This window comes from Corallococcus caeni, from assembly GCF_036245865.1.
Taxonomy (GTDB): domain Bacteria; phylum Myxococcota; class Myxococcia; order Myxococcales; family Myxococcaceae; genus Corallococcus; species Corallococcus caeni.
Genome location: NZ_BTTW01000004.1, coordinates 734,318 through 759,006 on the forward strand (window position 1 = coordinate 734,318; position 24,689 = coordinate 759,006).

General features: G+C 70.4%; 10 protein-coding genes. 9 read left to right on the forward strand and 1 reads right to left on the reverse strand.

Annotation, left to right across the window (positions count from 1 at the left end; genetic code table 11):
• The first annotated feature begins 44 nt into the window (after positions 1 to 44).
• The 9 genes from gltG (at position 45) to AABA78_RS21275 (ending at position 22,405) form a co-directional block, all read left to right on the forward strand.
• Positions 45 to 2,012, forward strand: coding sequence for an adventurous gliding motility protein GltG (gene gltG, locus AABA78_RS21235; protein WP_338265078.1), 1,968 nt, complete (start codon positions 45 to 47; stop codon positions 2,010 to 2,012).
• Positions 2,013 to 2,127: 115 nt separating this feature from the next.
• Complete coding sequence (gene cglE / locus AABA78_RS21240) at positions 2,128 to 2,769, forward strand: adventurous gliding motility protein CglE (RefSeq protein ID WP_338265080.1); 642 nt, start codon at positions 2,128 to 2,130, stop codon at positions 2,767 to 2,769.
• A gap of 34 nt (positions 2,770 to 2,803) precedes the next feature.
• Complete coding sequence (locus AABA78_RS21245; RefSeq protein WP_370469476.1) at positions 2,804 to 3,010, forward strand: hypothetical protein; 207 nt, start codon at positions 2,804 to 2,806, stop codon at positions 3,008 to 3,010.
• Positions 2,977 to 4,677 carry a tetratricopeptide repeat protein gene (locus tag AABA78_RS21250; RefSeq protein ID WP_338265083.1) on the forward strand — a complete coding sequence of 567 codons (1,701 nt, stop codon included), beginning with the start codon at positions 2,977 to 2,979 and terminating at the stop codon, positions 4,675 to 4,677. The genes AABA78_RS21245 and AABA78_RS21250 overlap by 34 nt, the downstream gene beginning before the upstream one ends.
• A gap of 106 nt (positions 4,678 to 4,783) precedes the next feature.
• Positions 4,784 to 17,059 carry a tetratricopeptide repeat protein gene (locus tag AABA78_RS21255; protein WP_338265084.1) on the forward strand — a complete coding sequence of 4,092 codons (12,276 nt, stop codon included), beginning with the start codon at positions 4,784 to 4,786 and terminating at the stop codon, positions 17,057 to 17,059.
• 136 nt (positions 17,060 to 17,195) lie between these two features.
• Complete coding sequence (gene gltJ, locus AABA78_RS21260) at positions 17,196 to 19,334, forward strand: adventurous gliding motility protein GltJ (RefSeq protein WP_338265085.1); 2,139 nt, start codon at positions 17,196 to 17,198, stop codon at positions 19,332 to 19,334.
• Positions 19,335 to 19,570: 236 nt separating this feature from the next.
• Positions 19,571 to 20,479, forward strand: coding sequence for a hypothetical protein (locus tag AABA78_RS21265; RefSeq protein ID WP_338265086.1), 909 nt, complete (start codon positions 19,571 to 19,573; stop codon positions 20,477 to 20,479).
• A gap of 204 nt (positions 20,480 to 20,683) precedes the next feature.
• Positions 20,684 to 21,166: a toxin-antitoxin system YwqK family antitoxin gene (locus AABA78_RS21270; RefSeq protein WP_171436414.1), complete on the forward strand. Its 483-nt coding sequence runs from the start codon at positions 20,684 to 20,686 to the stop codon at positions 21,164 to 21,166.
• Between the two features lie 138 nt (positions 21,167 to 21,304).
• Positions 21,305 to 22,405 carry a TIGR04552 family protein gene (locus AABA78_RS21275; RefSeq protein WP_338265087.1) on the forward strand — a complete coding sequence of 367 codons (1,101 nt, stop codon included), beginning with the start codon at positions 21,305 to 21,307 and terminating at the stop codon, positions 22,403 to 22,405.
• Between the two features lie 32 nt (positions 22,406 to 22,437).
• Here AABA78_RS21275 and AABA78_RS21280 read toward each other — a convergent pair whose 3' ends face one another.
• Positions 22,438 to 24,552, reverse strand: coding sequence for an Ig-like domain-containing protein (locus AABA78_RS21280; protein WP_338265089.1), 2,115 nt, complete (start codon positions 24,550 to 24,552; stop codon positions 22,438 to 22,440).
• Positions 24,553 to 24,689: the final 137 nt, after the last annotated feature.

Consider the following 24,689-nt stretch of genomic DNA (forward strand, 5'->3'; position numbering starts at 1 on the left):
CAGCACCGTTGTCCAAGAGCGCCAAAGCCTACCGGGAGCCGTCCATGGCCGTACCCCTGACACTCAAGGTCTTCAAGGGCGACACGTTGGTCGCCTCCAAGGACTACGAGCGCGACATCATCAAGATTGGCCGTCTGTCCTCCGCGCACCTGTGCCTGGAAGACGACAAGGTCAGCCGTATCCACTCCGTCATCGAAGTGGCCGCCGACGGCTCCATGTCCATCATCGACATGGGCAGCGTCGAAGGCACCTACGTCAACGGCAAGCGCGTCAACAAGGGGCAGGTCTCCTTCGGTGACGAGGTCCGCGTGGGTGGCACCACCATCCGCCTGGAGAACCCGGCCGCCGTCGCCGCGGTGAACCTGGCCGCCGCCGTCGCGCAGGCGGACGCGCCCACGGACAAGAACCCCACCATCGCGCCGGTGGCCCCCGCCGCCGCCATCGCGCAGGCCGTGGCCGCGCCCGTTCCGGTGGCCGCGCCTGTCGCGCCGCCGGCGCCCGCGCCCGCCGCCGCGCTGGACGCGTCCGTCGCGCCCACGCAGAAGAACGCCGTGGCGCCCGCCCGGGCCCCCAAGGCCGCCGTGGCCGTGGAGGACGACGCGCACGAGGCGCAGGACGCCGCGCCGCGCGTGCGCACCGTGAAGAAGACGAAGTCCAGCGGCCCGCAGGGCGTGTCGCTGCGCCTGCTCTGGGGCGACCAGCGCGTGGGCGAGTTCTTCGTGCCCCCCGGCGCGAAGAAGGGCTTCACGGTCGGCAGCGCCAAGGGCGTGGACTTCGTGATGGGCGACGCCAAGCTGGGCGCCCCCTCGTTCGAGGCGCTGCGCACCGACGGCCAGTCCTTCACCGTGCGCTTCGCGCGCAAGATGAAGGGCGAGTTGACCCGCAAGGGCGAGACGCTGGACCTGGAAGCCGTGATGGAGTCCGGCAAGGCCTCCCAGGACGGCGACGCCTACGGCCTCACGCTGGAAGCGGACGACTTCGTCTGGGTGGACCTGGGCGGCCTCACGCTGGAGGCGCAGTTCCAGCCGGTGCCCAAGCGCGTCGTCGTGCCCATGAGCGAGAGCATCGACTACACGGCGCTCAACATCTTCCTGGTGATGTTCTTCATCGCCACCGGGTTCGTCATCCACTCCATGAACCAGAGTGGGGAAGGGGACGAATACGCGGATGAGCTCGCGGGCAACGACGCGCGCATCGCGAAGCTGATCATCAAGCCTCCGGAGACCCAGAAGAACAAGTTCCTGGAGAAGCTCAACCAGCAGAAGGAGAAGAAGTCGGGCGAGATGGCCCAGAAGCAGCGCGGCGACGAGGGCCAGATGGGCAAGAAGGACGCGCCCAAGGCCAACAACCGCACCGCGCCCAAGGGCGACCCGAACAAGAAGGACGAGGCGCGCGCCCTCACCGCGAAGATCTTCGGCGGCGGCAAGGGCGGCATCTCCACCATCTTCGGCAAGTCGGGCCTGGGCGGCGAGCTCAAGAGCGCCATGGGCAACATGTTCGGCGCCAAGGCGGGCGACGCGGGTGGCTTCGGCGGCATGGGCCTGCGCGGCAGCGGCGGCGGCGGCGGTGGCACCGGTGACAGCATCGGCATCGGCGGCATCGGCACCAAGGGCCGTGGCGGCGGCAGCGGCAGCTACGGCACCGGCGTGGGCACGCTCGGCGGCAAGCAGAGCGTGGACGTGGGCATCACCTCGTCGGATCCGGAGGTCATGGGCTCGCTGGACAAGGAACTCATCCGCCAGGTCATCCAGCGCAACCGCGGGCAGATCCGCTACTGCTACGAGAGCCTGCTCAACCGCTTCCCCAAGCTGGGCGGCAAGGTGTCCGTGAAGTTCGTCATCAGCGCCACCGGCTCGGTGGCCACGTCCAACGTCGCGCAGTCCACGGCGGGCAACTCGGACCTGGAGACCTGCGTGGCCGGCCGCGTGCGCACCTGGAAGTTCCCGGAGCCGAAGGGTGGAGGCTCCGTGATCGTCACCTACCCGTTCATCTTCAAGCAGGCCGGTGACTGACGTAGACTCAACACATCCGTAATCCGCGCGGGCGGTCCTGGAGACAGGGCTGCCCGCTTCTTCCATTCACCCTCCCGCCCCCGCGGGAGGCCTGCCCCCCACCAGGCCGCCTTCCATGCAGAAAGTCCTTGCTCCTCTTGCCCTGAGCGCCGCCCTTCTTCTTCCCGCGATGGCGGGCGCCCAGGACACCCCCAGCGCCGGCTCCAACGCGATGAAGGACCGGCCCGCGGTGACCTTCAACGAGGTCGAGCGCGGTGTGTACTTCGGCGTGTACGGCGGTCCGTCGTGGATCACCAACCCGCCCGCGGACTCCGGCCCGCGGCCCTTCTCCTCCGGGCAGATGGCCCAGGTGGAGCTGGGCGTGGACCTGGGCGAGCGCCTGTCCCTGGGCGTCTTCTTCATGGGCTCCGCCAACCGCGCGGGCGCCGAATACGTCGGCTACTCGCAGGGCGCCGCGTCCGGTGACTTCACCATGCTGGTGCCGGGCGCCGTGCTGCGCGCCCGCCTGGTGGGCTTCGCCGACAGCCAGGAGGTCAAGCGGACGTGGATCTACGCCCGCGCCGGCGTGGGCTACGCGATGTTCTCTCCCAAGAAGCTCCTCCCGGATTCCGACATTCTTGTGTTTGCCGGGCCCGGAGTGGAGTACTACACGCGGCTGCGCCACTTCTCGGTGGGGCTGGAGGTCGTGGGGAACTACCTCGCCTCCAAGGGCGCCTTCGGGTTCGCGGTGGCGCCCAACATTCGCTACGCGTTCTAGCGGGAGATTCACGTGGCTCAGGAGAATGGAAGCGGTGGATCGCGTCCGGGTGGACGCGGTCCGAACGGGGGCGCGCCGGGCCAGGGGCCCCGTCGTGACGGACCGGGAGGCTTCGGCGGTCGTGGCGGTCCTGGCGGTCCTGGTGGCGGCCGGGGTGAAGGGCGCGGCCGGGGTGAAGGCCGTGGCCGTGATCGCGACGCGGGCCCGGTGGGGCCTGGCCAGCGCGTCATCGCCGAGCTGAGCGTCCTGGAAAAGGCGCTCTCCAAGAACGACTTCGCGGCGGAGAAGGGTCCGCTGGAGGCCATCGTCCGCTCGCTGCGGCCCATGAACCTCAAGTCGCTCGACGACCTGGATCTCAACACGCGTGGCCGTCTCATCACCACGCTCCTGCGCGTGCAGCGTCAGCCGAAGCCGGCCCTGCCGGAAGCGGGCGCGGAAGGCGCGGCGCCGGAAGCCGCCGCCTCCACGGAAGCCGCTCCCTCCGAGGCTCCGGCCGCGGAAGGCGCGGCCGAGGGTGCCACGCCGGCCGAAGGGGGCACGCCCGCCGAGGCGGCTCCCGCGGCTCCGGCCGTGGATCCCGCCAAGGAGAAGCACGCCGCCTGGGTGGACGTGATGGCGCTGGTGGGCCGGGTCTGGCGGGCCGCGGGTGACGCGGACCGTTCCCAGGCGGCCTTCGCGCTGAGCGGCCGCGAGCCGTCGCCGGAGCCCGCGGCCCCGGCCCGCGAGGAGCGCGCCGAGCGTCCTCCGCGCGGTGACCGTCCGGAGCGTGGCGAGCGTCCGCCTCGCGGTGACCGTCCTCCGCGCGGCGAGCGTCCGGAGCGTGGCGCGGCGGGTGAGCGGCGCGAGCGTCCGCCCCGGGCCGAGCGCCCCGAGCGTGGCGAGCGTCCTGCCCGCGGTGAGCGCCCCGAGCGCGCGCCGATGCCGGAGCTGACGGGCGACTGGAAGGAGCAGGCGACCCAGCTGGAAGGCATGGGCCGCACGCGCGACGCCGCGCGCCTGCACGAGCGCAACAACAACTTCGCGGACGCCACCCGCCTGTTCGAGGCAGGCGGTGACCTGAAGAGCGCGCTGCGCACGGCGCTGTCCGGCCAGGACAACGACGCGGCCCGCCGCCTCGTGGGCACGCTGCCCGCGGAGCAGATTGGCCCCACGCTGGAGAAGGCCGGCGCGTACGAGCTGCTCATGGAGCACTACGTCGCCAAGGCTGACTTCGAGAACGTCGCCCGCCTGTACGAGCGCGCGCGGCAGTTCGACCAGGCGGCCCTCGCGTACGAGCGCGCGAACAAGCTGACCCTGGCGCGCAAGGCGTACGAGCGCGCCCGGGACCTGGCCAGCGCCAACCGCATCCGGGGCATGGAGGTGAAGGCCCTGGTGGAGCGTGGCGACCGGCTGGGCGCGGCGACCCTGCTGGTGGCCGTGGGCCAGCGGCGCGAGGCGGTGGAGGTGCTGAGCCCCCTGCCTCCTCCGAAGGCGTTCCACTTCATGCAGCGGCTCACCCTGGAGGACGAGGCCAAGGAGCTCGCGCAGCGCGAGCTGGCCCGCGCCGAACAGGAGCAGAAGCCCGCCGGCCGCGCCCGGTGGCTGGAGCTGCTGGGTGACACGGCCGCCGCCGCGGAGACGTGGACGCAGGCGGGCCGCAAGGACAAGGCGCTGCCCCTCTACGAGAAGCTCGGTGGGGAGCACCTGCCCCGCGCCGCGCAGCTCGCGGAGGAGCTGCAGCAGCGTGACAAGGCCATCGCCCTGTACACGCAGCTCAACGACAGCGCGGGTGTGGAGCGTGCGAAGGCCCTCCCCGAGGCCCCCGCCACGCCTCCTCCCGGCAGCGCGCCGGACGCCGGTGACGACGCGGACTCCACGGCATCGTCGACGGAAAATGCTTCCTCGGCTGGCGAGCAAGAAAGCCAATAATTCCCGCCGTTTGACAGGTTTTGCATGATTGCCCGGGGGCGCCCGTGGCCGGTACACTCCGGCCGCTGGCGCCCTCGTTTCATTCCCCCTTTGGCCAACGAGCATCATGGAACAGCCTTCCGCCCCTGCGCGTCCCACGCTGCGTGTGACCGACGACCGCTCCTTCGTTGAAACCGAAGCGGCCCTGGAGAAGACGGGCCGTGTCGAGGAGCTGATCCGCCTGTACGAGGGGCGCTCGCGGGACGTTCCCACGGAAGAGGCGGCGCGCCTGCTGTGCCGCGCGGCGGAGCTGGCCCACGAGCGTCAGCGCAACGCGCCGCGCGCGGAGGACCTGCTCAAGCGCGCGCTGCTCGTCGCGAAGGACCCGATGCCCGCGCTGCGCGGTCTCAAGCGACTGCATGAGATCCGCCAGGACGCGTCGTCGCTGGTGGACGTGCTGGAGCGGCTGGGCGCCGCGACGCAGGGCGACGAGAGCGCGGCCCACTACCTGAAGGCCGCGGACCTCTACGAGCAGAAGCTCTTCCGCCGCGATCGCGCGGTGCTGTGCCTGCAGCGCGCGGCGCGGGTGAAGCCGGACCGCGCGACGTTCCGGCGCGTGCGCCAGCTGCTCTTGTCCGAGGAGCGCTTCCAGCCGGCGTTCGAGGCGCTGCAGCGCGAGCGTGCCGCGCTGGGCGACGCGGGCATGGCGGAGGAGTACGCCGCGCTCGCGGAGCGGCTGGTGGACGACCCCACCGAGCACTCGCTGGCGCAGCAGGTGCTGGACGTGGCGCGGGAGCTGGATCCGCAGAACGCGCGCGCGGACAAGGCCGCCCGCGCGATGCAGCGCTTCGAGCAGGTGTGGCGCGACAAGGTGCGCATGCTGCGCGGCATGTCGCTGGAGGAGCGCGACCGCAAGAGCGCCGCGCGCCTGTCGCTGCTCGTGGCGAAGCTGTTCGCCTGGTACGACCCGGGCTCCGCCGCCAAGGTGAAGGAGGCGCTGGACCGCTGCTTCCTGCTGTGGCCGGGCATGCCGGAGGCGCTCACGCTCATCGAGCGGATGGCGGGACGCGCGGGCGACTACGGGCCGGCGCTCGCGCAGCTGGAGGCGATGGCAGGCGAGGCGCGCGACCGCACGGCGCAGGTGGACCTGTGGCTGCGCGTGGGCACGCTCAAGCTGGGCCGGATGAACGACGCGGCCGGTGCGCTGGCCGCCTTCGAGAAGGCCGTGGCGGCGGATGCGTCGCGCGCGGACGCGGCCAGCCTGGCCGCGGAGCTGATGCTGGGCCAGGAGCGCTACGCGGACGCGGTGGCCACGCTGGAGCGCTACCTGGGCACGGTGAAGGACCGCGCACAGCAGGCCAGCCTGCGCCTGCGCCTGGCGGACCTGTGCATGCAGCAGCTGAAGGACGCGGACGCGGCGCGCGCGCACCTGGAAGCTGCGCTGAAGCTGGAGCCCACCAACGCGCTCGCGGCCTTCCAGCTGTCGCGCCTGCTGGCGGAGGACGAGAAGCTGGATGAAGTGCTGCCGCTCCTGGAGCTGGCCATGCTCGCCCCGCGTCCTCGCGCGGAGCGCGTGGCGTTCTGTGAAGCGCTGGCGCTGATGTTCGAGGAGCAGGAGAACGCGCGCGGCGCCTTCGAGGTGCTGGCGCGCGCGCTGGAGCTGGAGCCGGGCCGGCCGCTGCTGCTCAACACGGTGGTGGAGCACGCGGAGAAGGCCAACGCGCAGCCGGCGCTGGCCCATGCGCTGTTGCGCGCGGCGCAGGGGGCGACGCCTCCGGCCGTGGCGGTGGCGCTGTGGCGGCACCTGGCGCAGCTGCTCCAGGGCCCGCTGGCGGACCCCGTGCGTGCGGAGGCGGCGTGGCGCGAAGTGCTCTCGCGCGTGCCGGGTGACTCCGTGGCGAGCGAGGCCGTGAAGTCGCTGCAGGCGGCCGCGGCGCTGGCGGATGACCCGAAGACGCGGTTGGAGACGGACATCGCGCGGCGCGAGGCGTCCGGTGCCTCGCCCGTGGAGCTGGAGCCGTTTGTGCGCCAGTGGGTGCAGCTGGCGCCCGAGGACACCCAGGCGGTGCAGCGGCTCCAGGCGCTGTGCGTGGCGCTGTCGAAGTTCGACGAGGCGGCGACGCTGGCGGGGAAGCTGGCGACGCTCTCCGAGACGCAGCTCGAGCGCAACGAGTGGACCGCGCGGCAGGCGAAGCTGTACGCGGAGCGGCTCAACCGTCAGGAGGACGCGGCGGACCTGTTCCTCGCGCTGCTGGCGGAGAACGTGTCCACCGGCGTGGTGGTGGGCGGCCTGGAGCGGCTGGCGGCCGGAGGCGTGCGCACGGTCGCGCTGACGGAGGCCCTGGCGAACCACTACGGCCGCACGGGTGACCACCAGCGGCAGGTGGCGGCGCTCCAGCAGCAACTGGACTCCACGACGGACGCGGCCACGCGCAAGCGGCTCCTGACGGTGCTGGCCAGCATCCACGAGAAGCAGCTCGCGGACAGCCGCGCCGCCTTCGACACGCGGCTGCGCATGGTGCGCGAGGAGCCCAAGGACGAAGCGGGGCGCGCGGAGACGGCGCGGCTGGCGCGCGACCTGTCCGCGCACGCGGAGCTGGGCCGGGTGCTGCGCACGCTCGCCACGGAGTCCGAGGATCCCATCCTCGCCGTGCAGCTGCTCTCCGAGGCGTCGGTGCTGGCGGAGGAGGGCGGGATGGCGGCGGAGGCCATCACGGCGCTGGAGGCCGCGCTGGCGCGCTCGCCCGAGTCGCCGCAGGTGCTCCAGCGCCTCGTGCGGCTGTACGGGCGCGCGGGCCGCTCCGCGGACGCGGAGACGCTGCTTCGCAAGCGCATCCACGCCACGCGCGGGCCGGAGCGGTTGGAGCTGCTCCTGCGGCTCGTGGACCTGAACGTGGAGCTGGGCCGCCCGCAGCAAGCGGCCGAGGCGCTCCAGGCCGCCATCACGCACGGCGGCGAGGAGGGCCGGCACCTGCCGCGCCTCGCGGAGCTCTACGAGAAGGCCGGCATGCAGCGCGAGCTGGGGGACACCCTGGCGCGGATGATCGGCCTGGCGGAGACGGCCGGTGACGCCGACCACGTGTCGCGGCTGAAGCTGCGCCGCGCGCAGCTGCTGCAGGGTTCGCAGGACGGCAGCGCGGAGGCGGTGCAGAGCTACGCGGACCTCTTGCGGCAGCGTCCGTCGGATCCGGACGCGCTCTCGGCGCTGGAGGCGATGCTGGCCTCGGGCCCGTCGCGCGAGGCGGCGGCGCGCGCGCTGATCCCCGCGTACGAGCGCACCAAGGAACACCGCAAGCTGGTGGCGACGCTGGACGTGCTCGCGGAAGTGGCTCGCGACGACGCCGGCCGGGTGCAGGCGCTGCGCCATGCGGCGCAGGTGCACCTGGCGCACCTGCGGCAGCCGGAGCTGGCGTTCGCGTCGCTCGCGCGGGCGATGCGTCTTGCTCCTGCGGACGGGGGCCTCCGGGCCGCCGCGCGTCAGGCGGCGGAGGACGCGGACTCGCTCGACAGCTTCGCGGAGATCCTCTCCGAGCTGACGGAAGAGGGAGACGTGGGCCCCGCGCGCGCGGCGCTGCTGCGCGAGCTGGCGGAGGTGCAGGAGAAGAAGCTCGACGACCGGCCCGGCGCGGTGAAGGCGCTGCGCGCGCTGCTGGAGCTGGAGCCGGGCAACATCGACAGCCTGCGGGCGCTGCAGCGGCTGCACCGCGCGGGCGAGGAGTGGGCGGCGCTGGCGGAGGTGCTGGAGAAGCTGGCGGCGGCCATCCAGGAGCCGGCGGATCAGCTCGTGTGCCTGCGCGAGGCCGCGCTGCTGCACGAGGCGAAGCTCACCGACAAGGAGAGCGCGGCGTCCGCGTGGCGCGCCATCGCGGAGCGCGACCCGGCGCAGCGCGAGGCCGCCACCGCGCTGGACCGCCTCTACACGGACCTCAACCGTCCCAAGGACCTGGCGTGGACGCTCGCGCTGCGGCGCAACCAGGAGGGCCAGAGCCCGCAGGGGCGTGAGGTGTCCTTCCGCCTGGCGGAGCTGCTGCGCACGGTGCTGGACGACGCCAACGCGGCGCTCGGCCTCTACAAGCGCATCCTCACCGAGGACCCCGGCCACCCCGGCGCGAGGGCCGCGCTGGAGGCCTGGGTGAAGGCGGCGGTGCCCACGAGCGGCGCGGCGCTGGAGGTGCTGGACAAGGTGCTCGCGCAGGTGGGCGACCATGCCCGCCGCGTGGCGCTGCGCGAGACGCGGATGGAGTCCGCGCTCACGGTGGAGAAGATCATCCTCGCCGGGGAAATCCGCCGCATCTACGAGCGCGACATGCAGCAGCCGTCGCTCGCGTTCATGGCGGCGGTGAAGGCCTTCGCCAACGACCTGGACCGTGAAGGCGTGCGCCCGGACCTGGAGCGGCTGGCGCGCGAGACGGGCAGCCACGAGGTGCTGGCGGAGATCTACGAGAGCGCCGCCGTGGACCTCACCACCGGCGACCCGGTGATGCTGGACCTGCTGCGCCGCGCGGCGGAGCTGCGTGAAGGGCTGGATCAGCCGGAAGAGGCCACGCGCCTCTGGAAGAACCTGCTGGCGGACGCGCCGCAGGACCGTCAGGCGCTGGAGGCCCTGTCCCGGCTCTACGAGAAGGGCCAGAACGCCAAGAGCCTGTCGGAGGTCTACGCCCGCCAGGCGCAGCTCGCCACCGACCCGGAGACGCGGCTGGGGCTGCTGCTCAAGGCCGGCGAGGCCTACGCGAGCGCGGGCGAGGACGCGAAGGCCATCGAGGTGCTGCGCTCCGCGCTGGCGCTCCGCAAGGTGCCGGAAGGGCTGCTCGCGCTCGACAAGCTGTACGCCAAGACGCGCCACTTCGTGGAGCAGGCGGACGTGCTGGATCAGCTCGCGGAGCTGGCGCCGGACGAGCCCGGGCGCCGCGCGTACCTGCTGCGCCGCGCGCAGTTGCTGGAGAAGGAGGTCGGGCCCACGGAGGCGCTGCCGGTGTACCGCCGGCTGCTGGAGCTGTCGCCGGGCGACGGCCAGGTGGTGGCGGGCCTGGAGCGCCTGCTCGCGCACGACGGGCCCCGCCTGGAGGCGGCGCGCCTGTTGGAGCCCGTCTACCGCGGCCTCAACGACACGCGGAAGCTGGTGGACGTGCTGGAGGTGCTGTTGCCGGGCGTTCCGCCGGAGCAGCGCCTGGAGCGGCTGCAGGAGATCGCCGTCCTGCGCGAGGGCCTGGGCCAGACGTCGCTGGCCTTCGTCGCGCGCCTGCGCGCGTTCAACGAGCTGCCCGCGGAAGCCGGCGTGCGCGACGAGCTGGAGCGGCTCGCGGCGGACTCGGGCTCCTTCGAGGAAGTGGCGGCGGCCTACGAGGACCAGCTGGAGCGCGACCCCGCGGAGCCCCTGGCGGGCGACCTGTGGCGGCGCCTGGCGGCCATCTACGACAACCGCCTGAAGCGCTACGACCTGGCGGTGCGCGCGCTGGAGCAGGTGAGCCGGCGCGACCCGATGAACAAGCCGGTGCTGGAGGCCATCGCCCGCGTGCACCGCCGCACGGGCGCGCACCGGGAGCTGGCGCTCGTCATGCGCCGGCAGGTGGCCGCGGAGGCGAATCCGGCCTCGCAGATCAACCTCCTCTTCGAGCTGGCGCACCTGGCCGAGGAGACGCTCGCGGACAAGTCGCTGGCGGCGCAGGCGTACCGCGAGGTGCTGGAGCGCCGGCCGGAGAACGCCAACGCGCTGAAGCTCCTGGGCCGCGTGCTCGCGGACATGGAGCGCTGGGCGGAGCTCGCGCAGCACGTCGAGCGTGAGATCCAGATGGCGGACGCGCGCGACGCGCAGGAAGAGGCGTCCGACCTGCGCGTGCGCCTGGGCCGGCTGAAGGTGTCGCGCCTGGATGATCCGCGCGGCGCGCTGGAGCTGTACAAGCTGGTGCTCGCGCGGCGCGCAGGCCACCCGGGCGCGGTGGGCGCGCTGGAGGAGCTGGCGCGTTCGGAGAGCCCGCTGCGTGGCGCGGCGGCGAGCGCCCTGGAGCCCATCTTCGCGTCGGTGGGCAACCACCTGAAGCAGGTGGAGATGCTGGAGTCGCGCGCCTCCGCGGAGGCCGTGCCGCAGGAGCGGGCCGCGCTCTTGCGCCGCATCGCGGAGATCTACGCCAGCTCGCTGGAGAACGCGGAGATGGCGTTCCTCACCGCCACGCGCGCGCTGCGCGAGCTGCCAGAGGACCCTCGCTCGCTGGAGCTGTGCGTCGCGCTGGTGGACAAGGCGGAGGCGCCGGAGGAGCTGTGCTCGGTGCTGGCGGAGGTGGCCCCCAAGGCCAGCGACGCGGCCAGGGCGGAGCTGTACCGCGCGCTCGCCCGGATGCAGGTGGACCTGGGGGAGCCGGCCGAGGCGCTCCAGTCGTGGAAGCGCGTGCTGGAGCTCAAGCCCACGGACAACGAGGCGCTGGATGGCACCGCGCGGCTCGTCGCCTCGCAGGGCCGTCCCACGGAGCTGCTGGAGGTGCTGCGCCGTCAGCTCGCGCTGTCGGAGGAGCCGGCGCGTCGCGCGGCGGTGCTCCACCAGATTGGCGTGCTGCAGGAGGAGCAGCTCAAGGACCCACTGGGCGCGCTGGCCACGTTCCGGCGGCTCCTGGAGCTGCAGCCAGACGACGCGGTCGCGCTCGCGCGGATGGATGCGCTCTGCCAGAAGCAGGAGCGCTGGCCGGAGCTCGCGGACGTCCTCGCGCGGCGCATCGCGCTGATGCCGCCGGAGGAGGGGCTGGAGCTGAAGTTCCGCCTCGCGACGGTGCGCGAGTCCAAGCTGCTGGACAAGGCGGGCGCGCTGTCGCTGTACGGCGAGGTGCTGTCCGTGCAGCCCAACCACCCGGGCGCGGTGGGCCGCATGGAAGCCATCGTGGCGCGCGAGCCGCAGAACCTGCTCGCGGTGGAGACGCTGCTGCGCGCCTTCCGCGGGAGCGGTGACGTCGCTCGGCTGGCGCAGGTGATCGAGACCCGCGTGGGCGTGTCGCCGGACGCCGTCGAGCGCAAGCAACTGCTTGGCGAGCTGGCCACGCTGCGCGAGACGCAGGGCGAAGGCGAGCTGGCCTTCCTCGCGCTCTACCGCGGCTTCAAGGAGGACCCGAACGACAGCGAGGTCCGCCGCCGCCTGGAGAACGCCACCGACGTCGCGGGCAGCTACGACGAGCTGGTGGTGCTCTACGAGGAGGCCCTGCCGCGCATCGCCGAGGCCGCCGACGCGGCTCAGGTGTGCCTCAAGCTGGGCCAGGTGCTGGAGACGCGCCTGCGCGATCCGGACCGCGCGGTGTCCTACTTCGAGCGTGCGCGCACGCTGCACGCGTCGGTACAACAGGCCTCGCTCGTCGCGCTGGATCGCCTCTACCTGCACCTGGAGGCGTGGCCGGAGCTGGCCGGCGTGCTGGAGGCGCTGGCCACCGGCGCGACGACTCCTGCGGACAAGATCGGCTTCCTCTTCCGCCTGGGACAGCTCTACCAGGAGCGGATGGACAGCCCGGACCGCGCCGCGAGCGCCTACGAGGCCATCCTCGCGCTGGAGCCGGGACACCTCGCTTCGGCGCGGCTCCTGGAGGGCATCTACGAGGGCGCGGGCGCGTCCGAGAAGCTCTACGCCATCCTGAAGCTCCAGGCGGACAAGGTCTCCGGCAGCGAGCGGGACCGCGTGCTGGGCAAGATGGCGCAGGTGTCGGCCGAGGGGCTGTCGGATCTGGGCCGCTCCATCGACCTGTACCGCGAGCTGCTGGCGAAGAACCCGCGCAACGAGCAGGTCTTCTCCTCGCTGGAGTCGCTGTACGAGCGCGCGGGCCGGCCGCAGGACCTGCGTGAGCTGCTCGAGGGCCGCCTGGCCATCACGCTCGATCCTCGCGAGGTGGTGCGCCTCAACGAGCGGCTGGGCCGCGTGGTGTACCGCCTGCTCAAGCAGCCGGACGCGGCGGTGCCGTTCTTCAAGGCGGCGCTGGACCGCGACGCACGCCACCGCGGCGTGCTGGACACCCTGCGCGAGTTGTACGACGAGACGGGCCAGCGCGAGGAGTTGGTGGGCATCCTGCGCCGCCTCATCCCGCTGCAGGACAGCAGCGACGGTGTGAAGGCGCTGCGCCTGCGGATGGCGGAGGTGCTCGCGGGCATGGGCCGGCGAGAGGAGTCGCTGGACGCGGCCCGCCGCGCGCTGGAGGTGGAGCCGCACTCCGTCTCCGACCTGGAGCGCGTGTACGCGCTGTCCGTGTCCCTGCGCGCGTGGAACGACGCCGTGCGCGCCCTGGAGCTCAAGGTCCAGGTGCACCTGGCGGCGGAGGAGCGCGACCCGGCCGTCGCCGCGTACTTCACTGTCGCGGAGCTGTGGGAAGGGCAGGGCGGCAAGCCGGAGCTGTCCGCCGGCGCGCTGGAGAAGGTGCTGGAGCTCGACCCCGCCAACCGCACCGCCTACGAGCGCGTGTGCACGCTGTACCGCACGCACAACGACTGGCGCGCGTACGCCACGGTGATGGATCGCTACATGCCCCACCTCGTCACCGACGAGGAGAAGATGGCGGCGCTGCGGGAGATCGCCCGGGTGCAGGAGGAGCGCCTGGGCCAGAAGGACGTGGCCTTCCTGGCGCTCTGCCGCGCGCTGCAGCTGGACGCGGCCGAGGACGCGCTGCGCGAGGAAGTGGAGCGCCTGGCGGACGAGACGGGCAGCCACGAGGAGCTGGCGGCGGTCTACGAGGAGGTCGCGGACGAGCTGCCCCGCGGCCCGCTCGCGGAGCGCATCTACGCCACGCTCGCGCGCATCCACGACTCGCGGCTGGATGATCCGCAGGCCGCGGAGGCCGCGTTCCGCAAGATCCTGGAGTTCGACCCCACCAACGCCACCGCGCTGGACGGGCTGGCGGCGGTGTTCCAGCGGCGCGGCCGCGACCGCGAGTACGTCGTCGCGCTGGAGCAGAAGCTGGAGGCGGCGGGCTCCATCGAGGCGCGCAAGGGCATCCTCAAGGAGATCGCCCGCGTCTGGGACGAGACGCTGGACGACCCCACCGAGGCGGCCAGCGCCCTGCTGCGCGCGCTGGAGCTGGAGCCGGACCTGGAGACGCTCGGCGTCCTCACGAACCTCTACCGTCGCGGGAACGCGTTCCGCGACGTGGCCACCACGCTGCTCCGGGCCCGCGACCTCGCGGCGTCCAACGAGGAGCGTGCGCGCATCCAGGTGGAGGTGGCGACCGTCTACGAGCGCGACCTCAAGGACGACGAGTCCGCGGTCTCCGCGTTCCGCATGGCGCTGGAGTTCGACCCGTACAACCGCGAGGCGCTGGAGGCGCTCGAGCGGCTGCACACGCGGTTGGATCATCCGGCGGACCTGCTCGCCATCTACGAGCGGATGCTGGAGCTGTCCCAGGACTACCGCGAGAAGGTCCGCGTCCTCTTCCGCAGCGCGACCATCTGGGAGGACACGTACCAGAACCCGGCCAACGCCGACGCGTGCGTGGAGGGCGTGCTCTCCATCGACCCGCAGAACGCGCAGGCCATCAAGTCCCTCATCCGCCTGCGCCGCGCGCAGTCGCGGTGGGAGGACCTCATCCTCGCGTACGAGCGGCAGCTCGCGCTCGCCACCAGCCCGCAGGAGCAGGCGGAGCTGTACGTGGAGATCGGCAACGTCCAGTACCAGAACCTCAAGGCCGTGGACCGCGCGGTGAACAGCTACCACGCGGCGCTCGCCACGGACCCCGAGTCCCGTCCCGCGCTGCACGCCCTGGGCAAGCTCTATGAGCGCAGCGGCAACTGGCCCTTCGCGCTGGAGATGCTGCAGAAGGAAGCGCAGGTCGTGGGCAGCGACCCCGCGGCGGTGGAGCTGTGGCACCGCCTGGGGAAGATCAACGAGGACATGCTCGCGGACATGGCGAGCGCGCGGACCGCGTACCAGCAGGCGCTCGCCATCGACCCGGGCCACCTGCCCACCATCCGCGCCCTCAAGGGCATCCAGGAGCAGGAGAAGGACTGGGGCGGCTACGAGCAGACGCTCTTGCAGGAGGCGCAGCAGACGGAGGACCCTGCCGCCAAGGGCCGCGCCCTGCTGGACGTCGCGCGCTACCACGCGGAGACGCGCGAGGACCGCGAGACGGCGACGCCCTACTGGGAGGAGACGCTCAAGCACATCCCGGACAGCCTGGAGGCGGCGCGCCCGCTGGCGGACGTCTACATCGCGCGCGAGGACTGGGCGTCCGCGGAGCGGATGCTGGACATCGTCACGCGCAAGATGGCGGAGAAGGCCATGGCGGAGAAGGACGCCGCCATCGCGCAGGACCTCTGCCGCCAGCTCTACCGGCTGGGCTACGTGACGGAGAAGCTGGGCCGCCGCGACAAGGCCCTGTCCTCGTACGAGAAGGCCTACGGCCTGGACGCCACGTACCTGCCCGCGCTCGAGGGCTACGGCAACCTGCTGGTGCAGGCGAAGCGGTACGAGGACGCGCTCAAGGTCTTCCAGACCATCCTCATCCACCACCGCGAGGAGCTGACGGACCTGGAGGTCGTGGAGGTCTACTGGCAGCTGGGGGACGTGCACGCTGCCCTCGGCCAGACGGACCGCGCGCAGAACCACTTCGAGAAGGCGCTCGCCATCGACCCGCAGCACGAGCAGACGCTGCGCGCGCTGGTGGCGCTGATGGACAAGGCGGGCAACTACGAGAAGTCCGCGGAGCTGCGCCAGGAACTCGTCAACAGCCTGGAGGGCGAGGCCAAGGTCAAGGTCTACCTGGAGCTGGGCCGCATCGCGCGCGACGAGCTGCATGATCCGTACATGGCCATCGACGCGTTCACCGGCGCCCTCAGGACGCAGCCGGACGCGCCGGAGGTGATGGACGCGCTCTACCGCCTGCTGCGCGAGACGCGTCAGGGCCAGAAGGCCGCGGACGTGCTGGGCCGCATGCTGGCGCTGCCCGCGCTCGCCCTGGAGCCGCACAAGGCCAAGCGCGTGTGGTTCGCGCTCGGCGAGATCCGCCGCGACGAGCTGAAGGACGTGGAGGGCGCGGCGCAGGCCTTCAACGCCGCGCTCGACCTGGACCACCGCTTCGTGGAGGCCTTCAGCGCGCTGGAGGCGATGCTCGGCGGCGCGCGCCAGTGGAAGGTGCTGGAGGAGAACTACACGCGCATGCTCGCGCGTCTGCCCAAGACGCCGGACACGCACCCTGCGCGCATGACGCTGTGGCGCGCGCTGGGCGACCTGTACCTCCAGGTGCTCAAGCACCCGGAAGGCGCGGTGGCCGCCTACGGCGTCGCGGCGAAGGGCCTGCCGGACGACGCGGCCATCCAGGAGACGTTCGCGGAGGTCGCCGGGCAGATGCCGGGCCGCGAGGAAGAGGCCATCGTGGCGCTGCGCCGCGCGCTGCCGAACACGCAGAATCCGCGCAAGGTGGTGGGCAACCTGGTGCGCCTGTCCGCGGTGCGCAAGGACTACGACGCCGCGTGGCTCGCCGCGCAGGCGGTGTCGGGCCTCCTGGGCGAGGCGGGCGAGGACGAGCAGGAGATCCTCACCAAGCTGGGGCCCTATGCGAAGAAGAAGGAGCTGGCGCAGCGTCCGCTGACGGACCGGCTGTGGCAGACCGCGCTCTTCCACCCGAAGGTGCGCGGGCCGCTGTCGGAGCTCCTGGGCCTGCTCTTCGAGAAGGCGGGCCACCTGTACGCGGTGCCCTTCCCGCAGTACCAGCTGGTGCCCAAGCGCCACCGCATCGACGTGGCGACCGCGCAGGAGTACCACGTCAACCACTACCGCTACGTCGCGCGGCTCTTCGGCATGGAGGCGGTGGAGCTGTACTCGCCCTTCCTCGTGGCCACGCGCGAGCGGCTGGCGAAGCGCTCCAACGAACCGGCCCCCGAGCCGCTCGTGAACGTGGACCTGCTCCAGACGCATCCCGCGTGCGTGCGTGTGGGTGGCAAGTACTTCGCGGAGCAGGGGCAGAAGGAGGTGTACTACCTCCTGGGCCGTACGCTGGCCCTGGCCCGCGCGGAGCTCGCGTTCAGCCAGCGCGTCGCGCCCGAGCGGCTGGAGGCCGTGGTGCAGGCCGCGCTCAGCCTGGTGGTGGGCAACGTGCGCTACACGGTGGATCCGCGGCTGGTGGACGTGGAGCGGCAGCTGCTCCAGAAGAGCCTGAGCGAGCCGGACCGGGCCGCCCTGGCGAAGGTCGCGAGGGCCTACCTGCCCACGGCGACGCCGCAGGATGTGCGCACGTGGCTGGAGGGTGCGGAGCTCACCGCGTCGCGCGCGGGCCTCTTCGCCGCGGGCGAGCTGGAGCCCGTGCGCCGCATGGTGCAGGGCGAGACGGGGTCCGCGTTCCGCGTCGCCCCTCGCACCAAGCTGCGGGAGTTGCTGGTGTTCGCCACCTCCGAGGACCTGCACGAGCTGCGTGTGGCCGTTGGCACACACGTCGAAGTCCAGGTGCGAAAGTAGGGCCCTCAGACCGCCGCGAGGGTTCACGCGTTGAAAGCAGGCGGGCGTTCAAGGCAGGTGTCCTTGATCTCCGCCGGTGGGCACTTCTACGATTCAGACGGGATTTCGCCCGTCATTTTCGAGGCTTACGGGAACGATGCGTTTCGTCTGCGACAGCTGCCGCGCGCAGTACATGATCAGCGACGACAAGGTTGGCCCGAAGGGGGTCAAACTTCGTTGCAAGAAGTGTGGTCACACCATCCTGGTGAGGCCCGCCGGTGCATCGGCGGCGAAGGAGGGCGGGGCGGAGGCCACCGCGGCCACGGAGGCCAGGAGCAGCGCGGATGCGAACGCGCCACGTATCGTGGAGTCGTCCAACACGGGCCTGCCCGCCACGCTGGGCACCCCGCCGGAGGGCGGCCTCTTCACGGACGTGGAAGAGGATGAGATCGGCGCGGTCTTCGACCAGGTCCTGAGCACGGGCTCGCAGAAGGTCAAGGCCGCCGAAGCGGAGGCCGAGGCCAAGGCCGCGAAGACAGAGGCCGTGCGCAAGCTCGCGGAAGCCGAAGCCGCGGAGCCGACGGCGGAGGAGAAGGCCGCCGCCGCGGCGCACGAGTGGTACGTCGCCATCGACGAGAAGCAGGTCGGCCCCTGGTCCGTGGAGAAGGTGAAGGACGCCTGGGACCGCGGCGAGGTGGGCCCGGACAACCTCTGCTGGCGTTCGGGCTTCAGCGACTGGATTCCCCTGTCGGAGACGGCGGAGCTGGCGTCGGTGCTGGCGCCGCGCCCGGCCAAGCCGGTCATCGTCGCGCCCGCGCCCGTGTCCACGTCGTCGCCGACGATTCCCGCCGGTCCGGTGGAGTCCGCCTTCAGCGCGGGCAGTGCTCGTCCGGGCACGGGTGGCAATTCGGCCGTGGCGGAGGAGCCGGTGGGCTGGAAGCCCTCCGCCGCGAGCGTGCTGGCCTCGCTGGTGAAGGAGGAGAACGACGCCCTCAGCAAGCCGCCGCCGCGTCCGGCGCCGTCGCTGGAGCGCGAGCCGTTGTCGCAGTCGCGCCTCCTGGACGTGCCCATGCCGCCGCCGGAGCCGGTGTCCTCGCCGTCGATGCCGGGGGCCATGATGGCCCCCGCGCCGGCCATGGCCGCTCCCCAGGCCTACGCGCAGCAGCCGCAGCAGGGCTATGCGCCGCAGCAGCCGGTTCCGCAGTACGCGCCGCAGCAGCCGGTGGCGTATGCGCCGCAGCAGGCGCAGATGCCCTATGGGCAGCAGCCGCAGGGATATCCGCCTCCCGGGTATCCGGCGGCCTATCCGCCGCCTGCGGCGGCACCCGCGGGCGGCAAGGGCCGCACGGGGATGCTGGTCGCGGTGACGGCGGGCGTGCTCGTGATGGCGGGCGCCGCGGTCGTCTTCGTCGCGCGCGGCAATTCGTCCGAGCGTCCCACGGAGGCTCCGGTCCAGGTCGCGGCCGCGCCGACGCCCAAGGCGGACCTGCCGCCCATGCCGCCGCCTCCCGCCGCGGTGCAGACGCCTCCCGCCGCGGCGGTCCAGCCCGCGGCGACGCCTGCCGCGACGCCCACGGAAGGCACCGCGGCGACCGCTGCCGTCGGAGCGCCCGCCGCCGCTGGCACCCAGCCCGCGGCCGGTGGAACGCCTCCGCCGGCCGTGGCGACGGCTCCGGCCGCCACGCCCACCCCGCCTCCGCCCGCGGCGGAGGTGAAGCCCGCCAGCACGACGCCCAACATGGGAACGGCGGTGGCGCGGGTGGATTCGCGCAACCATCGCAAGACGGGCTCCGGCGGAAGCCGCGGCTCGCAGCGGGATGAGGACGAGGGCGACGCGATCACCGTGTCGAAGCCTTCCTCCTCGTCGTCCTCGTCGTCCTCGTCGTCGAACTCCGGGGGCGGGGATGACGACTTCGACGAGCTGTTCGGCACGAAGAAGCCAGCGGCCACGAAGCCCGCGAGCAAGCCGACGGCGACGGCGTACATCCCGCCCGAGCCGGGAGGCGGCACGCTGGAGCGCCTGCAGCAGTCGGACATCATGCAGGTGGTGCTGAACAACAAGCCGTCCATCGTGAAGTGCGTGAACGAGCAGAAGCAGAAGGACCCATCGCTCAGCGGCAAGCTGGTGATGCGCTGGACGGTCCAGACGAGCGGCAAGACGACCGCCGTCTCGTGCCGCACGGACGAGTTCCGCTCGAGCTACATGGCCACGTGCATCACGGGGCTCATCAAGAGCTGGTCGTTCCCGAAGCACCAGAAGCAGGGCGACCCCATCGACTTCCCGTTCACGTTCTGAAGTCCAGGAGCGACATCGCCGTCACATATGACGGCGATGTCGCTGTGAGGTGCGACGGGATTGTGCGCTTTCGTGAACAGTGAATTTCCTTGGGGAGCAGGCGTGGAAAGGTCGGTCAACACTCGTTGACACGTCTGGAGCGAGGGGACTAAAGCCCGCTCGACTTCATTCCCGGTGTCTGGAGTCAGGTGGCCGGAGACACCGGGCGACGTAACCAATCCAGGAGGAAGTTCCGAATGCAGCTGCGCAAGATGATGGTGATGCTCGCCGCTTTGAGCTCGATGAGCCTGGCCCTGACGGCCTGTGGCGATGACGCGACGACGGCGGAGACCTGTACGTCGGACACCGACTGCTCCTCCAACTTCTGCAACACGGCCGCCGGCGTGTGCATGGACACCTGCGAGAGCGGCTCGGACTGCCCCGACGCGGAGAAGAACTGCGCCCCGCTGGCCGGTGCGACGAACACGCAGAAGGTCTGCCAGTGCCAGACCAACCAGCTGTGCAACTCGGACGACTCCACCAGCCTGGTCTGCGGCACCGTGTCCAAGCGCTGCGAGGAGCCCGGCTCCAACACGGGCTGCACCAAGGACGCCGACTGCGCCGCCGGCAACACCTGCAACACCACCACGGGCGTGTGCAGCCCGGCCGCGACGACCTGCTCCGGTGAGGGCCAGGCGGCGTGCGCGTACGGCAGCTACTGCAGCGGCACCACCTGCACTGCGGTGCCGGCGCCCACGTGCGAAAACTTCGATCCTGCCAAGGGCGGTAAGACGCCTGTGTGGAACGCGAGCTCCTCCACCGGCCCGATCATCTACAGCATCAAGAAGCTGACCTGGGGTGCCGACGTCGTTTCTCCGGCCTTCTGCGCCTCCGGCGATACCCTCCGGGCCGAGGTCAAGGCCTATGCCAAGAACACGGGTACCTTCCCCGCCCAGAAGTCCAACCTCCAGGGCCTCTTCTACGTGACGGTGAACGGGAATCAGCAGGATGGTGCGGGTCTCATTCGTCCCTCTGGCTACACCCCGTCCGCCGACGGCAAGAGCGCGACGATGATCATGAACTTCTGCCCTGGCGCCATCTCCACCATCTCGCTGGGCCTGTACTTCACGGGCGGCAACGAGATCTGCAGCCAGCTCTCGAAGTAGCACTCAGCGGGCCGCTGTAGGCCCAGCTCAGTCATGAAGCCTCGTCCCGTGGGTTGGGACGAGGCTTTCTGTTTGAATGGGGAACAGGTTGTCGGTGGATGGCGCTCGCCGAAAAGCGAGGGTGAATTTGCCGAGTGATTGAGCGTTCTTGATGGTGGCGGCCCTGAACGGCCTCTTGCTGTCTCGCAAGGAAAGGAAACATCCATGTTTCTGAAGCAGGCTCCTCAACTTCTCATCGCGTCCATGCTGGCGTTCTCCGCGACGAGCCTTGCCGCGGATGCGCAGCTGTCCTGCCCCGCGGGTTCGGTTCAGAAAGGCAAGTCGGGCAAGGATGAAGCTGTCTACTGCGTCAAGGCGGCCAAGAAGGCGGGCGAACCGGTGATCCATGGGGCCTACGTGGACTACTGGCCCAACGGGCAGAAGCAGTCGGAAGGGCAGTACCTGAACGGCTTCCGCTCGGGCCATTGGACGTTCTGGGACGCCAACGGCGTCAAGACCGGGGAAACGGATTTCGCCGAAGGCGACTATCACGGCACTCGCGTGCAGTTCTTCGCCAATGGCAAGCCGAAGATGATCGAGCAGTACCGGAAGGGCTTCCGCAACGGCACGGTCCAGGAACTCAGCGAGGACGGAAAGGTCGTCCGTCAGACGCAGTTCGCGGACGGTCACGAAGTCGCATCCCGGTAGCGCCTGGATGGCAGGTGGCCTGCCTGGTTTGTAGGGGCAGGCCCCCCTCAGCTGAGAAGAGGACCGCTGGAGGGAGGGAGCTTTGGGGGCGAATGAGGCCCTTTCCCTCCGCGTCAGGGCCTACTAGGAACGGTGCCTGTGAAGGCACCTTCTCTCGCCCCTGTTCTCCCCACCATCCCCGTCTGCACCGTGGAGCAGATGGGGCTTCGGGAGCTTGAACGCATCCGCCTCATCCTTCGTGGCGGGTCGGTGATCGACTGGCGCCGCATGCATTTCCAGACGCGGGACGAAGTGGATCGCTTCCTGCGCCTCTGCCAGCTCGACGTGTCCCGGCCCTACGACGATGCGTGGGCCCGGACGGTCCTGGCGGATGCCGTGGAATACCTTCGAAAGACCTTTGACTACCGGGTCGCGGAGGCCGTCGCGGAGCCGAAGGAGCTTCACGACCTGTTCCTCTTCGCGTCGGGAGCGAAGGGCCTGGCCCGCTATCGGCGCATCGCCTGCATTGTGCTGAAGGTCATGCACGTCATCCAGCACATCGAAGGGCGGGACCTGCTCTTCCGACTCGCGGCTTCGGAAGCAGAGCTTGCGGAGATGGTCACGGAGAAGGTGCTGGGCGTTGCTCGTGAGATGAAGGAGATGGGTCTTCCGATCGTGGAGTTCGCCCACTCCATCAAGACGCGGGACTCCTTGATCACGAAGCTGATCGCGAAGAAGGAGACCGTGGCGGCCCAGGTGTATGACCGCACGCGCTTCCGCGTCATCACCCGCAAGCGGGAGGACCTGTTGCCGGTCCTCTACTTCCTGACGCAGCGCCTGTTCCCTTTCAACTTTGTCGTCCCGGGGCAGACGGAGAACACGCTGCTGCCGTTCAAGGGGCTGCTGGAGGAGAACCCTCACTTCGAGCAGTTTATCCCCCAACTTCACCTGGACCGGGACTTCGAGGACCGCGAGGACCGAACGGGGAATGCCTTTTCTGGGAGTTCCTATCGAGTCCTCAACTTCGTCGTGGACCTCCCGCTGCGGATGGACTCCTACCTGCCTTCGCCTGAAAGTGACACCCGCCCCCGAAAGGGACGGGTCACCTTCGCACTCGTTGAGTTCCAGATCGCGGACGAAGAGACAGCCCGCCGTAACGAACTCGGAGACAACGCTCATGAGAGCTACAAGCGAAGGCAGAAGCGCCGTGTCCTCAATCGCTTAAGCCGCGGGCTTGTGGTTCCCAAGCGACAGGGCTGAGTTTCCGTATACATGGCTCGCCCTGCATGATGTCAGTAGTTGATCCTGAAAACATAGACACTGGCGGAAGTTGCATCCGCCTCTGTCCATGCAATGAGTGGCTGCCCATTGGCGTCCATTGAGACGGAAGGGCCAAAAGCCGGAGTTCCTCCAGTCGTCAGTGCGCTGAGCGGCATTCCCATGGGCTTCCATGTGGAGTCAATCCAACGGCTTACAAGAATGCTGCGTTCAGACGCCATGACACCGCTCCAGGCAAGGACATGTGGAGTGCCTGCACCCAGTGCGAGGCTGGGCGAATTGTTCCCCGTAGAACCGTTGCTGGCGAGTGTGGGGGTGCTCCAGCCACTTCCTTCCCACCGCGCCCAATAAAGCATGCCATCGGCTTCTGCCTGGGTTGGCGATTGTACCCACGACACCCAGGGGCGCTGCGTCGCATCCGCTGCGGCCGAAAGCGCTCGTACGTCTGTTCCAAGCGTTGTTCCCCCGAGGAGAGATGCGTCGTTGGCGAGAACGGCCACACCTCTGCGTGAGGCTGTGTCGTCGTAAACCGAATAGGCAGTGAAGATGCTCGTGCCGGACGCGGTTACTGAGATGCCGCCCGCATTGAAATGGTCAGCGGGTTGGCTAGGGTTCAGGTCGATCCATGCCGAGCCTGATGATGGAAGCTTGAACCCACGGACCTTCGAGTTGTTTTCATCGTGCTGGGTGGCATGGAAGACAAGGTCTTCATTGGCTCCCACGACGAGCCGCGCCTGTTTGGCGTATTCTTGCGAACTGGAGACCAGCGGAATGGATGGCAATGAAGTCCAGGTGCTTCCAGTCCACCGACGCGCGAACACGTCTCGGCCTTCGCCATTGCCAGTGGCCTCATCCCAGACGACGACCGGGCGGTTGGAGGCGTCGATTGCCAGGTCGGGCCTCGCTGCATCTGTTCCAAGCGCAGTCAGACCGCTCAGCGGCGCACCCAACATGTCCCAGGCCGTACCGGACCACCTGGCAACGTAGATGTTCCGGGTCGAGCCATCGGGTTCCGACCAGGCAATGACAGGTCGACCCTCGCGGTCCACCTTCAATACGACATCTTCGGCCGACGTCCTGCCAGCCACCGCGCTGATAGCTCCACCGAGAGGAAGCCAGGAAGGAGCCGTGAACTTCCAGGTCGGAGCGGTCTGGACTCCGTTACCTGCCAGATCCGTGGTGTTGCTCACGAGTAGCGTGAGATCGACAGAGATCGTGTCTGGTGCCACCAGGGGAACGCTCGGAGTGACAGTCAGCACCTGGCCGTCCGCAGAGAGCGACACCGATTTGGGAATGGCTACACCCGCACCCGTCTTGAGCCCGACCGCCGCCTCCGTCACCGAGAGCGGGTTCATGGGTTCACTGAAGGTGACCTGGATGGAGTCATGGACGCCCACGGTCGCCGCGTCCTTGGCCGGCAGGAAGGACGCCACGGTGGGCGCGGTCCGGTCCACGATGACCGTCCTCGGCGTGCTGGTGAAGACTGCTCCGCCGCGGGTCGCGCGGATGGACAACTGGTACGAGCCCTCGGCCTCGGTGGTGGTGTCCCAGGTGAACGAATAGGGGCTCCCCGTGGGCTTCACGAGCACCGTGGTGTCCTTCAGGATCTCCACCTGCTCCGCCGCGCCTCCTTCCACCGTGAACTGGAGGAGCAGGGGGCCTCGCGTGTACGCCTTCCCAGGCGCGGGCACGACCCAGTTCACCACCAGGTCACCGGGCTTCCCGACCGTCACGGCTACCGTGGCCTGCTTCGTGATCGTGCCGCTCTTGCCCTGGAGCGTCAGCGTGTAGGCACCGGGCACCGTGCCCGCTCCCACACGGATGCTCAGGGTCGCGCGCGTTTCTCCCTTGGGCAGGGTGAACGCCTGGAGCTCGATGCCCGCGGGCGGGGACACCAGGCTCCAGGTGACGGCACCTCCCGTGGTGTCAGTCCATGCGAGCTGGACGTCACAGTCCAGGGTTCCTCCCGGGAGAACCTGCTCCTGGGCAGGAGTCGCCGTGAAGGCGAAGTCCGCGTCAGGGTCCGTCTGCGGCTCCTCCTTGGGCGGGTCCTCCAGCGGCGGAACGTCAATGCATGCGGGGCTCAGGCCGACGCAGCTCAGCAACAACCAGAGTTTCAGATTGGACATGTGGGCGTGTTCTGCAAGGTCGGGTCCGTTCGGTCCCGAGGGAGAACACTGCCACGGGTGTCCACGGAACAGGACAGGCGTCCGGGCCGGGAGGCTCCGGAAACACGTCTGCCCGCCGCCCCCGGGCTTCGGTGGGG